The organism is Thiocapsa imhoffii (assembly GCF_016583985.1).
Taxonomy (GTDB): domain Bacteria; phylum Pseudomonadota; class Gammaproteobacteria; order Chromatiales; family Chromatiaceae; genus Thiocapsa; species Thiocapsa imhoffii.
The window spans coordinates 86405-105267 of sequence record NZ_NRSD01000004.1; the positions used below are offsets into that span (position 1 = coordinate 86405).

The window sequence follows — 18863 nt, forward strand, 5'->3', positions numbered from 1 at the left end:
CATTGGAATCCGCCGGACTCAAAACAAGAATTGTAAGCAGCCGGACGGGTCCACCGTCCGGCGCGATCCATCCCCGCCCTGAACGACGGGGCTTTTCGCGCAAGACGGGTAAAGGACGTGTCAACGTGACTGCCGCGAGCATCGATGCCCGGCTGGATGTCGAAATCCAGGGTGGATGCCGCGACCCCGGCGTGAGCGCGGGTCCGGACTCGGGCGCCGGTTGACGCAATGCGGTGCGGTCGAGATCACCGTCGGCATTGCGTCCGGCACGCCGTTCACGGTTTACTTGGCGGGCGTTTTCGACCGAAGCCTTCAAGGAGAGACGAGCATTTCTGCCACCATTATCGTCGTCGAAGACGACCCGCGCATGGGTCGCGTGCTGACGCGTCATCTGACGCGCGCGGGGTACGCGGTGTCGGTCGCCGCCAACGGATCCGAGATGCGCCGGCTCTTTCGTCATGAGGGAGCGGATCTCGTGCTCTTGGACCTCAATCTAGGATCAGAGGATGGCATGGATTTGGCCCGCGAGCTCGTCGACTCCACACCCGCGGCCGTGATGATCGTCACCGGCCGTGATGATCTGCAGGATCGCATTGACGGCTTGGATGCCGGCGCCGACGACTACATCACCAAACCCTTCCAGATCGAAGAGCTGCTCGCGCGTATCCGAGCGGTCCTGAGGCGGCATGCGTTCGAGGCGTGCGCTCTCGACGCCATCCAATTGGGAACGGTGACGCTCGACCTGAGCGCCATGAGTGTGAGCGACACCTCCAACGGAGCCTCCCTGCGCTTAACCGAAACGGAATCCCGCATCCTCGCGACCTTGATGCGTCAGCACGGACGGGCGGTGGGCCGTGCACAGTTGCTGAACCGCGAGTCCTTGACCCCAGACGAACGCACGGTCGATGTCCACATCTGCAATATTCGGCGCAAGCTGCGTGACGAGGGCATCCTGAATCTCGTGATCTGGCCGGTGCGGGGCTACGGCTATCGTCTGAGGCTGGAGAACGACTGACCGATTTCGAATGGGAGCACGCCGGCCTGCGGCGATCCGCGCCGCCGGATGGCACAGTCGCACAAATAAGCCCTTTACAATGATTTACTTGAAGGAGTCGTGCTCGGTTCGAGACAATCTGTAAGGTTCTCAATCAACTTGAATCCGCGCATTCATCCGCTACCGCCCGGGAGCAGGCCATTCAATGAGATCGATGTCGTATCCCGGCCGGGAGAGCCTCCATGCGTTTGATGTGTCTCGATGATGATCCGCGAATCGAGGCCGTTCTGGGGCGTTTCCTGAAGCGGTTCGGGCATGCCGTGGATTTCCACGTATCGGTTATCTCCTTCAAGGCCGCACTTGCGTCGGATCTCCCCGAGCTCGTCCTGCTCGATCTGGATTTGGGCCGAGAGAACGGCATCGATGTCATCCATTGGCTAGCCGAGACCCACCCCGGGATGCCCGTCGTTCTCCTTTCTGGGCACGGTGACAATCTGCTCGATACCGCGCGACGCATCGCGCGCTCGACGGGGATCCAGGTCCTCGGCGCGGTCTCCAAGACTCGGATGGTCAAAGAGCTTCCCGCAATCCTGATCAAGGGCGTCACAGCGGCATGGCAACAGCGGGGCCAAGACCCGCAAGCTGGGGCTGCCTTCACCCGGGAGGATCTGGCAAGGCAGATCCGTAGCGGCGGCATTGTTGCGCACTTTCAACCAATCGTCTCACCGGCCGACGGGCAGTTGAGGGGCGCGGAGGTGCTCGTACGTCTGCAGCTACCGAACGGACAAATCATCAGTGCAGCGGAGTTCATTCCGCTCGCCGAGTCAAGCGGGCTCATCGACGAGGTCACCGAGAACCTGTTCGAGCGTCTGCTCGGGTCGCGCGAGATGCTGGCCCTGTCGGGCGTGGCCTTCATTGCGGTCAACCTGTCGCCGCTGATCCTGCAGCAAGAGCGGGCCTTGGTCCTGGTGCGCCGTTTGGTCGACGGGTTTGCGGCGATCTGCTCCGTCAAGATCGAAATGACCGAGAGCGCCGCTACGGCCTACCCCGATGTCTTGCGCAGCGTGGCGGCTCAGATCCATCTCATGGGGGCCTCACTGGCGATCGACGATTTCGGGATCGGCTATTCCTCGATGCGGGCACTCGCCGAGCTCCCGTTTGACACGCTGAAGATCGATCTGTCGTTCGTCTCGGAGATGTTCGCTTCCCCAAAGGCACTCAGATTGCTGCGCGCCATGATTAGCTTTGGCCAAGCACTGGAACTGCAGGTCGTCGCCGAAGGAGTAGAGACGGAGGCGCAGCGTCAATTGTTGATTGAAGCAGGCGTCGATTTAGCGCAAGGCTATCTGTTCGGAAAGCCCATGACAGCGGAGGCTTTGGCGAACACCTTCTCGACTCGCCGGCCCAGCTAACCCCGGTACCATGAGCCCAATCCGCACCGCAGCGCTCACGGTCCTGCTGGCCCTACTCGCGGTGGCCGGTAACCATTTTAATCTTTCGCTTTTCTTCGGTCTGCAGATCGTCTTCGGATCCGTGGCCGTCCTCCTGGCCATTGTCTGGCTCGGGACCCGTGCCGGCCTGATCGTCGCCGCCGTCTCCGGTGCCTATACCTATCTGCTGTGGGATCATCCCTACGCGGCGCTGATTTTTCTAGCCGAGGCGGCCTTCGTCGGCTGGCATCGGGATCACGCGCGACAACGCGGGCGCGAGGAACCGGATCTCGGTGTCTCCGTCACGCTCTATTGGGTCTTGATCGGCATCCCCTTGGTGCTGCTGTTCTATCGTGTCGTGATGGGTATGGTCTGGAACCAGACCCTGGTGGTCGCGGTCAAGCAGGCCTCGACCGGTATCCTGAACGCGGCCTTGGCCGGGCTGGTGGTCATGGTCGTGGCTGCGATGAGACATCGCCCCGGCAGCCTCTCGGCACGACAGGTGTTGTTCACGCTGTTCCTCTCGGGGTTTCTCCTGCCGTCGATTCTCGTGGTTGCTTGGGAGAATCACGATCTTAAGGATCGTCTGGAGCAGGATCTTGCCGATCGCCTGAGGATCTTCGGTGTGCTGGCAAGCCACGATCTCGACTCAACCGCACACGCTCAGTCAGCCGAAGCGGCCGAGATCGTCCTGGACCATGTGCGGGAGATGACCCGGCTCTTCGGCAACACATTGCCCGAGTACGCTAGGCTTGAGGTCCGTCTGATCGGGCCGGCCGGTGACTTTGTGCCTGCCGCGGATGCGCCGAAGACGCGTGCCAGCCGAACCGCGGCCGATGATTTGATGATCCTAGCGCCAGGGGATTGGCATCCCTCGCGGATGGCGTTCTGGCGGCAGGCGCGCTATCGCATGATCCTGCCGCTTGCCGAACCAACAGTCGGGGAGGGACTCTTGATCGAGCTCAGCGCGGCGACTCTGGTCGACAAGCTGCAGCAAACGATGTTGCGTCTGCTGACGCTCTTGTTGGTGATCGCTGCGATCGCGATCCTGCTAGCCGACCGATTCGCCGTGTTGTTGATGCGTCCGTTGAAGCAACTCGTGGCGATTGCCTCCGATGTGCCCACTCGGATCGTCGCGGGCGAGACCGTCCCCATCCCCTCGCCCGGGGTCTTGGCCGAGAGCCGGGCGTTGACCAACGCCTTCGGGATCATGGCCAGCGGCCTCGCCGATAGCTTCGCGACGATCGAGCGCGAGCGCGATACACAAACCCGGCTGCGCTCCTTGCGTGATCTGCAGGCCCAGATGCTAGCCGGTCTGATGGCGTCTGACGAGGACGAATGCACAGCCGGAGAGCGCCTCTGTAACCTGGTGGAAGGCATGGTCGCGGGATGCCGCTGCGTGATGCTCAAAAAAGGCGCGGCGGATTCCTTCGTGCACTTCGCCGGGGCCAGCCTCGGTGCCAGCGAGCAGGCGGCCCTGGAGTACCGGGTGAACGATCTGGATCGAGGCGGCACGAACCGGCAGGACTCCGCCAGCCGGTTTTTTGTCATGGAGTCGGCTCGGGATGCGGCCGGTTCGCAACAGACTGACATCCTCTCGGCCGAGGGCGGGGACTTCTGGTGGTGCTGCTCGGTCATCACGCAGGATGGCCAGTGTGCGGCTGTTCTTGCGATCGGGCCTGGTCCCTCCCGGGAGCCCGACGCACGGGTGCCTGAGATCCTGGAAACCGCCGCAGATTTAGCCTCGCTGGCCTTCGAGACCTTGCGCACCCGGCGTCGGCATGCCGTCCTCATCAAGGCGCTGTCGCAGGCCGGCACTGGGATCATCGTCGCAAGCCGAGTCGCCAAGTCGGATTACCGTATCAGCTACGTCAACCAGGGCTTCCAGACCCTGACTGGCTATTGCGCGGACGAGGTCATGGGCCTGAACTGCCGCTTTCTCCAGGGCCAGGACCGCGAGCAGTCGGCTCGTGCAACGATTCGCACCGCGCTTGAGGCCGGCGAGCCCTGCCAGGTTACGCTTCACAACTATCGCAAGGACGGAACGCGCTTCTGGAACGCCCTGAGTCTCGCCCCGCTGGTGGATTCCCGAGGCGAGGTCACGCACTACGTTGGCATCCAACAGGACCTGACGGCCGTCAAGGAGTCCATGGAGCATTTGGCCCGCAGCGAAGCCTCGCTACGGGCGCAGGAGGAGCGCTACCGTCTGGTTGTGGAGAACATCGAGGATCTCGTGGTCCGCACGGACGCCGAGGGCCGATTCGAGTATGCCAGCCCCTCCTATTGCAAGCTCTTCGGGCGTGCCGAGGACGAGCTCATCGGCCATCACTTCATGCCGCGTGTCCACCCCGACGATCGAGAGCATACGGCGGAGGCAATGCTTGCGCTGCATCACCCACCTCATACCTGCCTGATCGAGCAGCGCGCCGAGACGGTGCAGGGTTGGCGATGGCTGCAGTGGGTCGACCGCGCCGTGCTCGACGCGCAGGGCCGCGTCCACTCGATCGTCGGGATCGGGCGCGACATGACCGAGCGCAAGGCCGCCGAGCTCGCGCTAGCGGAGGAGCGCCGCCGGCTCGCCGACATCATCGACGGGACCATGGTCGGAACCTGGGAGTGGGACCTTGTTACCAACAGATTGACGTTGAATCGGCGCTGGACCGAGATGATGGGCCGCTGCCTCGAGGATCTGGAGCCGACCACGATCGAGACCTGGCGTGAGTTCTGTCATCCCGAGGATCTCGCGCGAGCCGAGGCCGAACTCGCACGGCATCTCCGCGGCGAGACCAACCATTACCGTTGCGAACTGCGGTTGAAGCACCGCCAAGGCCATTGGATCTGGGTACACGATCAAGGACGCGTCTCGGCGCGCGACGCGCAAGGCCGGCCGCTGCGCATGGCCGGGACCCATGAGGATATTACCGACCGCCAAGAGGCCGAGATCGAACTGATGCGGCGCGAGTCCTTGGAGCGTGAGCTGCTCGGGCTGGCCTCGGGTTTCGTCGCTGTCTATGACGACAATCTCGACCCGCTCATCAATCGAACGCTCGAACGACTCGGTGGCTTCACCGAGTCCGATCGGGCCTATGTGTTCCGATTCGATCTGGTTGCCGACACCATGAGTAACAGCCATGAGTGGGTGGCCCCGAGGATCGAGCCGGTGATCGGGCATCTGCAACAGCTTCCGATCAAGCCCTTCGCAGCCTCGATGCAGGTGCTCAAGTCCGGTCGGGCCGTCGTGGTCCCGCGTGTGGCGGAGCTCCCAGACGACTGGGCCACGGAGCGCGAGCTCCTCCAGTCCCAGTCGATCCTCTCGGTCGTGCTGGCGCCCCTGCTACAGGATGAGCGCCTGATCGGATTCGTTGGCTTCGATGCGGTGCAAGCACCACGGGACTGGTCGGATGCTGAGGTGCGTTTCCTCCGGGTCTTTTCCAGCATCCTGGTGAGTGCGTTCGAACGCGCCCGAATTTACTCGGAGCTTCGCGAAAGCAATTTGCGCTATAACCAGCTTGCGTTGCAGAGCCGGATCGTCAGCTGGGAGGTCGATGCCAAGGGTCTCTACACCTATCTCAGTCCGACGGTCGAAGCTATTTGGGGCTACCGCCGCGAGGAGCTGGTCGGCCGGAAGCATTGTTGCGATCTGGTGCCCGAGCCATCTCAGGACCGCGTTAAGGCCGAGACATTGCAGAGCTTCGCGCGCTTGGATCACTTCACCGATTACGTCAATCCCATCCGTCGCGCCGACGGCTCGACGAGCTGGCTTCTGACCAACGGTGCTCCGGTCGTCGCCGAGGACGGCACGCTGCTCGGATACCGTGGCTCGGATGTGGATATCACCGAACTCCATCGCGCGCAAGAACAGCTCGAGCAAAGCGAAGCCCGTCTCAGCACCATCTTCGAGAATGCACCCATTGGGATCGCCATCGCGGGGCCCAACCGGAGACTGAAGCTGGCCAACCGTACGCTCGGTGATTTTCTCGGCTATTCATCGCAGGACCTGATCGGGATGCGCCTCGATGACTTGGCCTGTTCGGATGATATCGCGGCGGAGCTTGTCCTGTACGGGGAGCTGACGGCGGGACAACGCAATTTCTACCGAATGACCAAGCGCTATCGCAAGGCTGATGGTTCGATTGTATGGGGCGATCTGCGGGTCGCCTTATTGCCCGGCGGCAGCAGTGAGCGGCCCGTGGTGCTCGGGATGGTCGAGGACATCACCGAGTTTCAGGCCGCGACCGAGCGCAAGCGCGAGCTCGAGGCGGTGTTACAGCGCTACACCGAGAACCTGGAATCGCTCGTCGATCTGGCCAGTCAGGCCCTGCCCGCCACCGAGGAGTTTCGGGCCCTTCTGCAACTCGCGTGTAAAGGTCTCGGTATGGACGCGGCCGACATCGGAGCGATCGGCTTGGATCAGAGCTATCGCCCGGTCGCACGGTATCCGGATGCCGAGATATCGCAAGTCGAGTCTGTTTCCGAGGACTTCGTCGAACTCGACACGGACGCGCTTGAGCAGGGTATCCCGCACATCTTGGTCGGCTCGCAACTGCCGCATGGGGCGCGGCAGGCGGGCTACGTCTCCTGCGTGCGAATGATGTTGCATTGGACCGGACCCAATGGTCGGGACAGTGTGCTAGTGACGAGGTTGTGGGGACGCGCCGAGCGTGTCGAGCTGTCAGGTGCGGACCGAGAACTGGTACGGCTGATCGGCCAGCGCATCATCGCTCAGCAATTCGAAGAGCAGCTTCAGGCCGCACTCATCAGCGCGAAGGAGCGCGAGACCATCGGTCATCTGGCGAGCGGCGTGGCGCACGACTTCAACAACCTGCTCGGAGTGATCGATGCCAATCTCTATTATCTCGAGGCCATTCTGAGCGGCGAGCAGAGCGACCCGGAGGTGGCTCAGGTCATCGAAGAGACCCAGAGTGCGCTCGGTCAAGCGAAGGTCGTTACCTCGGGGATGCTCTCGCTCAGTCGTGCCGGTGGCATCGTCCTGAAGAGCGTGGTGCTCGAAAAGACGATTCGTGAGCTGGTGACGATCGTCAGACAAATCCTCCCGGCCAAGATCAATCTCGGTCTGGATCTCGAGCCCGGTCTCGTGGCCGAGAGTAATGCCGGATTCCTGCAAGCCGCGTTGCTGAATCTCGTGCTGAACGCGCGCGATGCCATGCCGGATGGCGGAGATTTGCGGATCACCGCGCAGACCCTGGTGTGGGACGGTTCGGTCCCGCTGACGGTCGGTCAACTCGATCCAGGTCAGTATGTCGAAATCAGGGTTCTGGATACTGGGTGCGGGATGTCCGACGAGGTCTTCGACAGGCTCTTCGAGCCGCTGTTTTCGACCAAGGCCAAACAGCGCGGGCATGGGCTTGGCCTGTTCATGGTGCAGGAGTTCGTCATGCGCTCCGGTGCGGGTCTAGCTGTGTCATCGCAGGTCGGCAAGGGCACCGAGTTCCGACTGCTGATGCCACTCGACCATCAAGAACCACCACAGAGCGACCTGACGCTGAGCGGGCCGTCAAACGCACTGTCGACCACGCCTCTGCTGCGGGTCCTTGTCGTTGACGATGACCCACGTGTCAGGGATTCCATCGGGCGATTGCTGACGTTGGACGGCATGCTGGTCTCGTTCGCCGAGAATGGCCGAGCCGCACTCGATCTCTTGCGACACGACGCCGACTTCGATCTGGTGTTGTCGGATTTGGCGATGCCCGTTCTCGACGGCACTACCCTGTGCGGCACGTTGGCGCAGACGTTTCCGGATCTGAAGGTGATCCTGATGACCGGCCAAACCCCCTCGGCCTTCACGCTCGATGCCTTGCCGTATATGCCGATCGTGCTGCGCAAACCCATCGATCACAGCGCACTGAGGGCCGCGATCGCAGAGTCCGTTGTCGGGCCCCGAGGCTGACGAAGGCCATGCCCGTGTTTGTGGCGGTATCCGAGGACACCATGCCGATTGACATTTAGAAGAGCAGCATCTCCGGATACTCCGCCTTGAGACGGAGGTACTGCTGCATCACTGGGGTGTGCACATCCTGTTCTGGTTGATCCATTGCCTGCTAGACACTGAGGTGTGAGTCGATGGCGGGCGTGCCGTGAGGACTGTACAGAACGAAAAGGCGTCGCCCGCGGGTCGATCGTACCGATGCCAGAGCGAGTCGGGATCGACGCATCCTCAAGAATCGATGGTTTTCAATTCCTGAGCTGCGTCCGGCACCGCGCGCTTGATCTCCAGCGACGCACACCATCGGAAAAAAATCCCGGATGACTGGAGACGCGGTTCAGACAGCTTCGACTTCGGTCGAATCGCCGTACATCTCGATCCCGAGCCGCTCGCCCACCTTGCGGGCGCGGCCATCGATCATCGGCGAGATGACGATCAAGCGATTGGCCTTGCGCTCGTGGCGCCGCTCGTAGAAACGCGCCTTACGCTCGAAAATATACATCCCGGCCTTGTCGATCGAGGACTTCAGCTCGCAGATCAGCAGCAGCCCGTTCTTGATGATGACGTCCAACTCGATCTGGTCCGGACGGCCGAAGACCTCGCCCGAGTCGTCGTAATCGGTGACGTTGACGACCTGCACGTCGAAGCTCTGCTCCAGGATCGCGGCTAGGGCATCGCGGAAGGCTTTCTCGGATTGAAGCCCCCAACGCGAGCCGAGCGCACCGATGCTGCGATCGAATTTCTGCGCTTGAGCCATGATCTCGTTGTGAAGGCGTTTCAACTCTTCCTGGTTCTCGTCCCAGCGGCGATTGCTCTCCGCTCGGCTTTCCTCCCAAAGACGACGCTGCTCGGCTTGGTTCTCGTCCCAACGGCGGTTCTGCTGCTCCCACTTCTGCGCCTCGTCCTCGCGCATCAGTTTGAGTTCAGCCTGGTTCGCCTCCCACTTCCGCGCCTGTTCCTCACGCATCAGTTTAAGTTCGGCCTGGTTCGCTTTCCACTTCTGCGCCTCGTCCTCGCGCATGTGCTGCAGCTCGACCTGATTCGCTTCCCACTTCTGCGCCTCGTCCTCGCGCATGCGCTGTAGCTCGACCTGGTTCGCCTCCCACTTCTGCGCCTGCTCCTCACGCATCAGTTTGAGTTCGACCTGATTCGCTTCCCACTTCTGCGCCTCGTCCTCGCGCATGCGCTGTAGCTCGACCTGGTTCGCCTCCCACTTCTGCGCTTCGTCCTCGCGCATGCGCTTGAGCTCGGCTTGATTCGCCTCCCACTTGCGTTCCTGCTTCTCACGGTCGCGACGTAGCTCGCCAAGCAGTTCGTAGAACCGATCGCCGGTCTCCCGACGATCGGCGTATTCGTCCCGTGTTAACTCAAGCACATAGCTCCGGAACGCAGGATCCTCCCGCAGCCAGGTCGGCAGCTCACGCTTGATCGTTTCTTTCAGGGATTCCGTGGTCATATCCGGGGCCGAAAAGCCATTCTGGGTCTTTGTTCGAGTCTAGCAGAGCGCAAGGCGCAATGATCTCGCGATGTCTTCAGCATTCGCTCCACCACCATACCACCATCGGCTTGCTCAAGCAGAGCACAGCCCTGACCTAGTTCTGGTGCACATCCAGACCGATGATCCGACAGTGAATCGGGGTACGAGTGAGTGATGGCGGGTCGCGTGACGTTCTACGGTCAGGCGCCATCAAACCAGATTGCGACCTCTGATCAAGGCAACAGCACCCCCATGATCTTTCGTGATCGAGAGTGCCTCACTGTCTAGCTATCTGAGAGTTCGGGCTCGACAATCCACCACGCAAGAGGCTGGCATATGACGCAATCGCTTCCCCGCTTCCGATTCGACAACCGTTATCGACGCCTTCCCGACGTGTTCCACGCTCGGATTCATCCTACGCCCGTCCAGGCCCCACGCCTGATCAAGCTCAACGACGCCTTGGCCGACGAACTCGGCATCGAGCTGAACGGTAGCGAACCCAGCACACTCGTCGAATTCTTCGCCGGCAACCAAATCCCTGAAGGCGCGGAGCCAATCGCCATGGTGTATGCCGGTCATCAGTTCGGCCAGTTTGTGCCACGACTCGGTGATGGGCGGGCCATCCTGCTCGGTGAGGTCCTCGACCGGCAGGGCCGTCGACGCGACATCCAACTCAAAGGGGCCGGTCAAACGCCCTTCTCACGCAATGGCGATGGTCGCGCGGCACTCGGCCCGGTCCTGCGTGAATACCTCCTCGGCGAGGCCATGCATGCCCTGGGCGTTCCGACGACCCGTGCGCTCGCCGCGGTCACGACCGGCGAGCCGGTGTATCGCGAGACCGTCCTCCCCGGTGCCATCCTCACGCGCGTCGCCGCCAGCCATGTCCGCGTCGGCACCTTCGAGTATTTCGCCGCGCGTGGCGAGACCGAGGCATTGCGTCAGCTCGCCGATCATGTCATCGCGCGCCACGTGCCCGCGGCGGCCACGGCACCCCAGCCTTACCTCGCGCTGCTCGAGTTCGTGGTCGAGCGCCAGGCTGCACTGGTGGCCGCCTGGATGCAGATCGGTTTCATCCATGGCGTGATGAACACCGATAACATGGCGATTTCAGGGGAGACGATCGACTATGGTCCTTGTGCCTTCATGGATGCCTACGACCCCGCGACCGTCTTCAGCTCGATCGATCGCACTGGACGCTATGCGTTTGGCAACCAGCCCACCATCGCGCAATGGAACCTCGCACGCTTTGCCGAAACCCTCCTGCCGCTCATCGATGCGTCACCCGAGTCCGCCATCACCCAAGCGAGCGAGACGATCCACAGCTTCCTCGAGCGTTACACGAAACATTGGAGCGCTGGGATGCGACGGAAGCTAGGGTTCAGCACGGCGGAACCGGAGGACGTTGCGCTCATTCACGACCTGCTGGATCTCATGGCGACCTCGGGTGCCGACTTCACCCTAACCTTTCGCCGCCTAGGCGCCGCCACCGTTTCGCAAGCGGATGCTGGAGTACGTGATCTCTTCGTCGATCGCGACGCCTTCGATGCCTGGGCGACGGGGTGGCGCGCACGACTTGCCCGCGATCCCGCATCACCAGACGCCCGCGTACATCAGATGCAGAGCGCCAATCCAGCCGTGATCCCGCGCAATCACCGCGTCGAACAAGCACTGCAAGCCGCGGTTGAGGACGATGATTTCAGCCCCTTCGAGCGGCTCCTCCGAGTGCTCGAACAACCCTTCACGGAGCAGGCGGACATGGCGGAGTACAGCACCCCTCCCCGTGATGACGAGCGGGTGTTGCGCACCTTTTGCGGCACCTGAGACGACACCCACGGCCGCCACGATAGGCGGCCATGTCGCAACCGCACCCACTCTAGATTCATACGCTCGAGGTCTGGGTCACCACACCCCTTGACAATCCGGCTGCCTTCGCCATAACATGAACAAGAACGATTCTCATTAACAAACCACAGCGGAGTGCCGGTTATGCCCCCTGAAACGCTTTCCGTGAGCCCGAACCAGCCACCCCAGTCGGCGAACGTCATGCGTTCGGACCTGCCCCGGATCGACAGCAACACCCTGTTACGTGGCAATAACCTCCTCTTCATCGATCACGCCGGCGATCGCTATATCCTGCGCATGACCCGGAACAATAAGCTGATCCTCACGAAGTAGCACCGCCAAGCCGCCCGCCTGGGCGGTCTGGCCCATCAGCCCACGTCTCTGCAACGCGAGCCCATCAACGCCGCCGCCGGTGACTCCACCAGATTGCGAAACCGGTCAACCCCAGGATGTAACCGAGTGCGCCGAGGATGTCCGAGAGTCGGATGCGGTCCTCGGCCGCCATCAGGTGCTCCCGCAGCGGGCGAACCTGGCGGGCGACGGCACGCTCAATGGCGGCTTCCAGGGCGGGATCCAGGGTCGCGACAAGCACCACCTCATGCTCCTGTTGATCCCCCCCGCTTGGTGCGATCGGCGGCACGGGCATCCCGGGCGCCGTCGGCGTGATGGGGCTGGTGTCAGCCATGCCCTGCTCGCCCGTTGTGACCCTGACAAATCCACCGGAGAGTTCCTCGGCCTTGATCATCCACTCCGCTTGATGACCATCGCCCGCGTACACGTGAATCCGATGATCGATCGGCGCCGCCGCTGAATAGACAAAACGACCTTCTGCGTCGGGCGTGAGTTCGGCCAGCAGTGCTCCTTGCGGATCCAGTACTTCAATGCGCGCTCCAGTCGCGGCGGACCCACGGGCGAAATAGGTTGAACCCCTAATCTGATGGCCATCCGCGGTTGCAAAGACATGCAGCCGATGGGCGGACGCCGGCGCGCTGAGCGCGAACAACAGCATCGCAACCAGCCCATGCGGATGTCGCCAGGGCCGCGGTTCACACCGCACAGCCTGCCTCCAGGCCATCCTTCCGAGCCCCAGCAGGTCACCTGTCCGCATCAGCGCATCTCACGAGCATACACCCAGATCAAGGCCCCCAACTCGAGCGGGACCGCCTCCCCGTGCGGATTCATCATGGGTTCCTCGCCCTCGATCAAGGCTGCGAAGCCCCACCAGCCAGCTCGTGGCATCGCGTAGCTGAACACGCCCTGAGCGTCTGCTTTGACAACCTGCGTGCTGTAGGCAGCGAACGGCGGCGTCACCGACCCATCGTTGCGCCACTCGACCTCCACCGTGGCGAACGGCACGGGCTCTCCCTCTTGCTTGACGATGCCGCGAAAGAGATTCCCGGCCCAGAGCCCATAGGGGCGCGTCAAGGGCTGGATCTCGACCGGCAATCCCAGGTCCGCGTCCCACTCATCGCCACCGCCATACCCATCAACCACCACCTTGGTGTAGTGCTGGATCATGACCCCTTCGGCCGGCTCCCAATAGGGGGCGGGCTCGACGTAGAAGAGATGATCTCCCGGCGCCTTGATCTGGTAGTCGAATTGGAAGGTCTGCTGACCATCAACCTCAACGGCTTCCAGGCTCGACAGGAGGCTGTCGCGGCCACCCGGCCCCAGGACGCCGACCGCTAGCGGCGGGTCCATCGACATGAGTGGTCCCGCATCCATCGGGTGCGTGAACCGCATCTCGAACCGGAGTTGCGCGCCCGTGTCACCGCTCACGATGTCCTGGGATGGAATCAATTCCTGGAAATGCGCCGACGTTCCCCAGGCGCTGCCCAACAGCAGCATCAGTAAGAGGATCCGGTCGCGATCATGGGTTCGCGTCGTGGACATGAGCTTGGTCTCCTGAGGTGATGGCCGCGCACGCTGACGAGCCCGCCGCATTGCGGACAGCACAACGCTCCGCGACGGATGGGGATGGTGCCGCGCACGAGGCCGGGGTCGCGGGTGCCGCGCCTCAAGGCCACGCGGCGGTTTCGATCGGCGCTCGCCGCAAGTATGAAACATACTCAAAAAATAATACAAGCAGGAGGGGTCGTTGACCCGCCCTGAGGCTTGACAGGTGTGCATCTAGAATTTATTGTTAATGCGAATCGTTCTTATTCAAGAAATGAACGGCACACCTGTCCCCTGCTCGACCCATACCCGAGATTGGTTTCGGTGCTCAGCCCACTCTCCCGAGGAACATGCCCATGACGACCGACATCTCTTCACCCGAACACGAGACCCTACAACGTCTGCGACCAGAAGACCTCGAACACCATGTCGGGCAACTGATTCGCCGCTATGTCACCCACCGTTCCACCGAACTCGCCGAGCGCGTCGTCTTATCGATCGAGGCCCTTTACCAACATCCCGAACTCGCACCGGACGCCGAGCGCTTCTGCGCCTACCGCCGGCTCGCGCGGCATTGGCGGTGGCTTGCCCATCGCGCTCGAAACGCGCCGGTCATGCAAAGCTGATGGGCCGTGTAACACCGCCTGCTGGTGTGGGACGCCCAATGACGGAAACGATTTAGATCCACTGAGATCAGGTGATCAGGATGCAGCGACTCATCTTCGAACTCTCCGATACCGCCACCGAGTGCCGGGTCTATGATTACGAGACACAACGGTTGATCGCCAACCTCGATGGCGACACCTGGACGGGTCTATTCGGGACCCTCAACCCCAGCACGCCCAGCATTCAGCACCGTTGTTGTCATCATGATGGGCCGACTTCGATGCCATCCGTTCCGCTCGACGATCAGCCGCCCTCGCCGCCACCCGTGACGCATTCGCCAGCCTTGTCGTCCCCACGCCTGGCACCGCTGCAGCCGCGAGCCTCGCGTTCGCCTGGTTCGTCCAAACCACTTACGACGGCTTCGTCGACACAATCCAACATGCCCCATCCATCCTCGCTCAATGCAGGCGCCGCGTGCGTGGGCGCCTCGCTCCTCCGGGATCGTGGACGGCGCAAGCTGTGGGACATTCCACATAAATATCATTGCCCGATCATCGGCACCTGCCTCAGCGTCGAGGAATTGCGCCGACTCGCCGAGCGCCACGCGTATCCTCCCCATGCGAAGTTGAGTGATTTCGATCTTCACATCAGTTTCGTCGCCGCTGCCGAGACGAAGAACCCGCTCGCCATCGCCACCCACAAGGCGCTCGAAAAACGCTACGCGTCCTGCATTCGACGCTTTTCCCGCGCGCGCGACCCGGCCGGCCTCATGCCACTCTGGGAGGAGGCGCTCGCCACGGGCGAGGCACCTGCGGCGCTGTGGGCACTCATGACCCATCCGCGGGCGAATTTGGTGGTCCTCACCCGAGCCTACGAGGACATCCACATGCTGTCGCATCAAATCGGCGCTGGACAACGGGCCGATCTAAAGCGATTGACCGAGACTCGGGGTCGACTTGAGCGTCTCCAGGCGGATTTCGACGACCTGTTCGAGCGCACGCAACGGCGCACCGAGGAACGTGAGGCCCACATTCGTAACCTCGAGCACGCCTTAGGCGAACGCGAACGAGACTGCGCGGACTTGCGCGTGCGCGAAACCAGATTGCGGGATGCGCTCGAACAAGGACAAACGCAGCGGTTGCAGGCACGGATCGAGGCACTGGACACCGACCTCAAGCGTTTACGCGGCGAACTCGAACGCACCCGCGCAGAGCGTGACGCCTTACAGGTGCAGTGCACCGAGACCCGCGATGAGGCGAACGCGGCAGTGGCCTTGCACCAAACAGCAGAGGCTGAGCGCCGTGCCCTTGAGCGCATGCTGGAAACCCTGCTTGCCGAGGATCAATGTCCGGGCTGTCCGGCATCTGGCTGCAGGCACGACCAGGACCTCGGCGGTCGCCGGGTGCTCTGCGTCGGGGGCCGTCAGCAATTGGTCGAGCAATATCGCGCGATGGTGGCGAGCTGCAATGGCCGCTTCGAGCATCACGACGGCGGCCTTGAGGACAATCAACGCCGACTCGAGACCATGCTCGCGGCCGCGGACATCGTTGTCTGCGCCACGGACTACGTCAGTCATGGCGCCTACCACCGCACCAAGCGCTTCTGCAAGCGGCACGACAAACCCCATCTGCTGCTGGGGCGTTCAGGCCTCTCGGCCTTCGCGCACGCGCTCTCACGGATCAGCGCAAGCACCCCAACCAACCAAGCGCGTACGCTCGATGGCCCCCCACTGGATTCATGAGCGACGCCGTTTGACCTTCCCGTTCCGTTCGCCGCCATGATGATTTATCCTGCCAAGCTTAAGCTTGGTGGGAACTGAACACGGGGGCACCGCGAATGAAATTTTCGGTCCTAGTCGCGATCCTCGCTGAAGAACTCGAGGAACCAGCCATCGACGCAGCCAAACAGGCCGGTGCGGGCGGTGTGACCATCCTCGGCGCGCGTGGGATCGGGGCGGAGGAGAAGAAGACCTTCTTCGGTCTGACGTATGAAGGGAGCCAGTCAGTCCTCATTTTCGTCCTGGAGCGCAAGCTCTCGCTGAGTGTGATGAAGACGATGTGCGAGCGGCTCGACCTCAAATCCCATACCAAAGGCGTCATCTTCACCGTGCCCCTTGAGCATATCGCCGGCATCGATATCGAACAATTGACCCGCTTCGAAGAACGCATCCGGGACGATCTTTAATGACACAGGGAGACGCTATGACCTGGTCTAAGGCAACGGCATCCCGCGTCGTCACCCCAGACCAGACTCTGCGCATTCGCCCCCAGCCCAGCACGGATCTGGAGTGCACACAGATATGAGCACCATCAAATCGACACTTGTTAGGGACATCATGGTCCGAGAGGTGGTGACCATCTCGGCGTTGGAAACCATTCGTGAGGCCATGCGCAAGATGCGCCGCCATGGCGTCAAATCGCTGGTTGTGGAGAAGGCCCACCCACACGATGCCTATGGCATTATCACCTACACCACGATCCTCCGCACCATCGTCGCGGAAGAGGGGGATATCGATCTGGTGAATGTCTATGACGTTGCCGCCAAGCCCGTGATCACGGTCCCAGCCGATCTCGAGATCAAATATCTCGCTCGTCTCATGGTCAGTCAGGGTCTGAGGCGCATCGTCGTGCTGCGCAATAATGAACTGGAAGGGATCGTGACCATCAACGATCTGGTGGGCTCGATCTTGGAGATGGCAGACTGATCCGCCCGGGAGTTCCACTACAGGGAACTTGGGGACCATCGCACCCGTCCAGTGAGCACCTCTGTTTGCCTCCGACTGCGGGGAGACACCTGAAACCACTGCTGTTTGCGCCAGACAACCCTGGCATCCCGGACGCTGCTTGCTGGGTGGCAATCCGCTAACCTTCTCCGCGCGTGGGCATCAACGCCCGTGCGGTGGCCGCTCGTGGCCTCTCAGCCAGGAGAGGCGTTCGCCTCTGCCCTGGCACAGGCCTCGCTCGCATTCCGGATGCCATCCAAGCACTCAGCGTACGGATGGGCCGTGACTCAAACACCCAACGCGCGCTAACGCCCGGCACCCTCAGGGCATGTGATCGAGACCGATCTTGGTCCCGGGTTTCGTACTGGCGTCGCCGGGGCGGAGCGCAAGCGGCAGGATGACGACCAAGGTCGCGATCAGCATTAGGATCTCCAGGCCATAAACAACGTCGTATCCCAAAGCCGGCCAGACGTTTTCACCAAACACCCCGGCATTCGCCATCCGCATGACGCTGTCGCGAATGATACCGCCCGCCGCGAACGCGAGCCCCATCGCCGTAGCCTGGACAGCGCCCCAGGCACCCAGGGCAAGACCGCTGAAGCCGCCCTGCGCGAGCGCCATCGCGGCCGTCAAGGTGGCGACGAGGAAGAGACCGCCACCGAAGCCGATCAACCCCGCACCGAGCCGGTAGAGTCCGGGCGAATCGAGCGGCGCTGAGAGGATGACCGCGGCGAAGGCCAGGATCCCGACCAAGGCACCGAGCGCGGCGACCCGGTAAGGTTCACCGCCACGGCCCAGCACCCGAGCGGCCAGCATGAAGGCAAGCAACGAGCCGGCCGCCCATATGGCGTTGAGTGCCGTCGTCTGCGAGACACTGAGCCCAAGGATCTGACCGCCATAGGGCTCCAATAAGATATCTTGCATGGTGAAGGCAGCCGTCCCGAGAGCGACCACGACGAGCAACCGGCTCGCCCGGCCACCGCGGGTAAAATTGCGCCAGGTTTCCCAGAAGGGTGGCCGCGCAACCGGATTGGCCGCGCGCTGCGGATCGACCGACTCTTGTTTCCAGAGGGCGATCACATTCAGGATGATGGTCGCGACCGCAACCCCCTGGATGACCCGAATCAGCAATTCATTTGTGAAGTTGGTCAACAGGAAGCCGAACAGCAGGGAACTCAACCCCCAGGCTGCGAGCAGCGTCACATACAATAGGGCGACCACGCGTGGGCGCTTTTCGGGCGGGCAGAGATCGGTTGCCAAGGCGAGTCCAGCGGTCTGCGTGGTATGCAAACCGGCCCCCACCAGCAAAAAGGCGAGCGCAGCGCCGGCCTGCCCGATGACATTGAACTGATTGTTGACGTCGGCCAAGAGCAGCAGGGCAAAGGGCATCATCGCGAAGCCGCCGAACTGCAACATGCTGCCAAGCCAAATATAGGGAATGCGGCGCAGACCGAAGGCCGAGTGATGATAGTCGGAACGATGCCCGATCAGCGCCCGCAATGGGGCAAACACGAGTGGCAGGGCCAGCATCAGACCAACGAGTGAGGCCGGCACCGAGAGCTCGACCACCATGACCCGATTGAGCGTGCCCTGCAAGAGGACCATCGCCATCCCGACGGACACTTGGAACAGCGACAGTCGCAAGATCCGTCGCAACGGAAAATCGGCTGTCGCGACATCGGAGAACGGCAGGATCCGTGGCAAGAACTCTCGCCAGGCCCGTGCCAGGGCTTCGTCGTTACGACTCATACCGCAATACACTCCACAAGTGTGAGGGCTCGCCAAGAGGGTAAGCTGATGGGTTGTGCGGCGATTATCGCACTCAAGGCTGGCTTCTTCCACCGTGCCCCTCGCATCGGCCTTCGCCTGCCCGATCGGGCAGGCCGCATCCGTCGCCTCGTGCGTCTTTGACTGTTTCCCCGAATCAGACGAAACGCGCCAAGCGCATCATG

The 18863-nt window shown here is 62.2% G+C and carries 13 protein-coding genes; 9 read left to right on the forward strand and 4 right to left on the reverse strand.

Annotated elements, in window-relative coordinates:
* Window positions 1-175 precede the first annotated feature (175 nt).
* The 3 genes from CKO25_RS05625 to CKO25_RS05635 all read left to right on the forward strand — a co-directional run bounded on the left by CKO25_RS05625 (window position 176) and on the right by CKO25_RS05635 (window position 8332).
* Window positions 176-1015, forward strand: a complete 840-nt coding sequence (locus CKO25_RS05625) for a response regulator transcription factor (RefSeq protein ID WP_200386944.1) — start codon at window positions 176-178, stop codon at window positions 1013-1015.
* Between the two features lie 221 nt (window positions 1016-1236).
* On the forward strand, window positions 1237-2406 hold the full coding sequence (locus tag CKO25_RS05630; protein ID WP_200386945.1) for an EAL domain-containing response regulator: 1170 nt from the start codon (window positions 1237-1239) through the stop codon (window positions 2404-2406).
* 10 nt (window positions 2407-2416) lie between these two features.
* Window positions 2417-8332: a PAS domain S-box protein gene (locus CKO25_RS05635; RefSeq protein WP_200386946.1), complete on the forward strand. Its 5916-nt coding sequence runs from the start codon at window positions 2417-2419 to the stop codon at window positions 8330-8332.
* Between the two features lie 373 nt (window positions 8333-8705).
* On the opposite strand, the gene CKO25_RS05640 is transcribed toward CKO25_RS05635, so the two are convergent.
* A complete protein-coding gene (locus tag CKO25_RS05640) occupies window positions 8706-9389 on the reverse strand; it encodes a PD-(D/E)XK nuclease family protein (protein WP_443080722.1) in 684 nt (227 codons plus the stop codon).
* A 792-nt stretch (window positions 9390-10181) separates the two neighbouring features.
* Here CKO25_RS05640 and CKO25_RS05645 point away from each other — a divergent pair.
* Together CKO25_RS05645 and CKO25_RS05650 are read left to right on the forward strand one after the other, a co-directional pair.
* Window positions 10182-11666 (forward strand): protein adenylyltransferase SelO, encoded by a 1485-nt coding sequence (locus CKO25_RS05645; RefSeq protein WP_200386947.1) that lies wholly within the window; start codon window positions 10182-10184, stop codon window positions 11664-11666.
* 165 nt (window positions 11667-11831) lie between these two features.
* Window positions 11832-12020, forward strand: coding sequence for a hemin uptake protein HemP (locus CKO25_RS05650; RefSeq protein WP_200386948.1), 189 nt, complete (start codon window positions 11832-11834; stop codon window positions 12018-12020).
* A gap of 64 nt (window positions 12021-12084) precedes the next feature.
* Here CKO25_RS05650 and CKO25_RS05655 read toward each other — a convergent pair whose 3' ends face one another.
* Both CKO25_RS05655 and CKO25_RS05660 read right to left on the reverse strand, forming a co-directional pair.
* Complete coding sequence (locus CKO25_RS05655; protein WP_338115072.1) at window positions 12085-12744, reverse strand: NikL family nickel/cobalt ECF transporter subunit; 660 nt, start codon at window positions 12742-12744, stop codon at window positions 12085-12087.
* A gap of 50 nt (window positions 12745-12794) precedes the next feature.
* Complete coding sequence (locus CKO25_RS05660) at window positions 12795-13580, reverse strand: DUF4198 domain-containing protein (RefSeq protein WP_200386949.1); 786 nt, start codon at window positions 13578-13580, stop codon at window positions 12795-12797.
* A 359-nt stretch (window positions 13581-13939) separates the two neighbouring features.
* Between CKO25_RS05660 and CKO25_RS05665 the strand changes: the two genes are divergently transcribed.
* The 4 genes from CKO25_RS05665 (at window position 13940) to CKO25_RS05680 (ending at window position 16893) form a co-directional block, all read left to right on the forward strand.
* Window positions 13940-14209, forward strand: coding sequence for an ATP dependent RNA helicase (locus CKO25_RS05665; protein ID WP_242467441.1), 270 nt, complete (start codon window positions 13940-13942; stop codon window positions 14207-14209).
* A gap of 80 nt (window positions 14210-14289) precedes the next feature.
* Complete coding sequence (locus tag CKO25_RS05670; protein WP_200386951.1) at window positions 14290-15930, forward strand: DUF2325 domain-containing protein; 1641 nt, start codon at window positions 14290-14292, stop codon at window positions 15928-15930.
* A 95-nt stretch (window positions 15931-16025) separates the two neighbouring features.
* A complete protein-coding gene (locus CKO25_RS05675; RefSeq protein WP_200386952.1) occupies window positions 16026-16373 on the forward strand; it encodes a P-II family nitrogen regulator in 348 nt (115 codons plus the stop codon).
* Between the two features lie 115 nt (window positions 16374-16488).
* Window positions 16489-16893, forward strand: a complete 405-nt coding sequence (locus CKO25_RS05680; RefSeq protein WP_200386953.1) for a CBS domain-containing protein — start codon at window positions 16489-16491, stop codon at window positions 16891-16893.
* A gap of 339 nt (window positions 16894-17232) precedes the next feature.
* Here CKO25_RS05680 and CKO25_RS05685 read toward each other — a convergent pair whose 3' ends face one another.
* Window positions 17233-18660, reverse strand: a complete 1428-nt coding sequence (locus CKO25_RS05685; RefSeq protein WP_200386954.1) for a BCD family MFS transporter — start codon at window positions 18658-18660, stop codon at window positions 17233-17235.
* Between the last annotated feature and the right edge of the window lie 203 nt (window positions 18661-18863).

What these genes read in the sequence shown, in the direction of transcription:
- CKO25_RS05675 (WP_200386952.1), top strand. Translation starts at nt 16,026, where the DNA reads ATGAAATTTTCGGTCCTAGTCGCGATCCTCGCTGAAGAACTCGAGGAA.
- CKO25_RS05685 (WP_200386954.1), bottom strand. Translation starts at nt 18,660, where the DNA reads ATGAGTCGTAACGACGAAGCCCTGGCACGGGCCTGGCGAGAGTTCTTG.
- CKO25_RS05660 (WP_200386949.1), bottom strand. Translation starts at nt 13,580, where the DNA reads ATGTCCACGACGCGAACCCATGATCGCGACCGGATCCTCTTACTGATG.
- CKO25_RS05640 (WP_443080722.1), bottom strand. Translation starts at nt 9,389, where the DNA reads ATGCGCGAGGACGAGGCGCAGAAGTGGAAAGCGAACCAGGCCGAACTT.
- CKO25_RS05635 (WP_200386946.1), top strand. Translation starts at nt 2,417, where the DNA reads ATGAGCCCAATCCGCACCGCAGCGCTCACGGTCCTGCTGGCCCTACTC.
- CKO25_RS05645 (WP_200386947.1), top strand. Translation starts at nt 10,182, where the DNA reads ATGACGCAATCGCTTCCCCGCTTCCGATTCGACAACCGTTATCGACGC.
- CKO25_RS05670 (WP_200386951.1), top strand. Translation starts at nt 14,290, where the DNA reads ATGCAGCGACTCATCTTCGAACTCTCCGATACCGCCACCGAGTGCCGG.
- CKO25_RS05665 (WP_242467441.1), top strand. Translation starts at nt 13,940, where the DNA reads ATGACGACCGACATCTCTTCACCCGAACACGAGACCCTACAACGTCTG.
- CKO25_RS05650 (WP_200386948.1), top strand. Translation starts at nt 11,832, where the DNA reads ATGCCCCCTGAAACGCTTTCCGTGAGCCCGAACCAGCCACCCCAGTCG.
- CKO25_RS05625 (WP_200386944.1), top strand. Translation starts at nt 176, where the DNA reads ATGCCGCGACCCCGGCGTGAGCGCGGGTCCGGACTCGGGCGCCGGTTG.
- CKO25_RS05630 (WP_200386945.1), top strand. Translation starts at nt 1,237, where the DNA reads ATGCGTTTGATGTGTCTCGATGATGATCCGCGAATCGAGGCCGTTCTG.
- CKO25_RS05680 (WP_200386953.1), top strand. Translation starts at nt 16,489, where the DNA reads ATGAGCACCATCAAATCGACACTTGTTAGGGACATCATGGTCCGAGAG.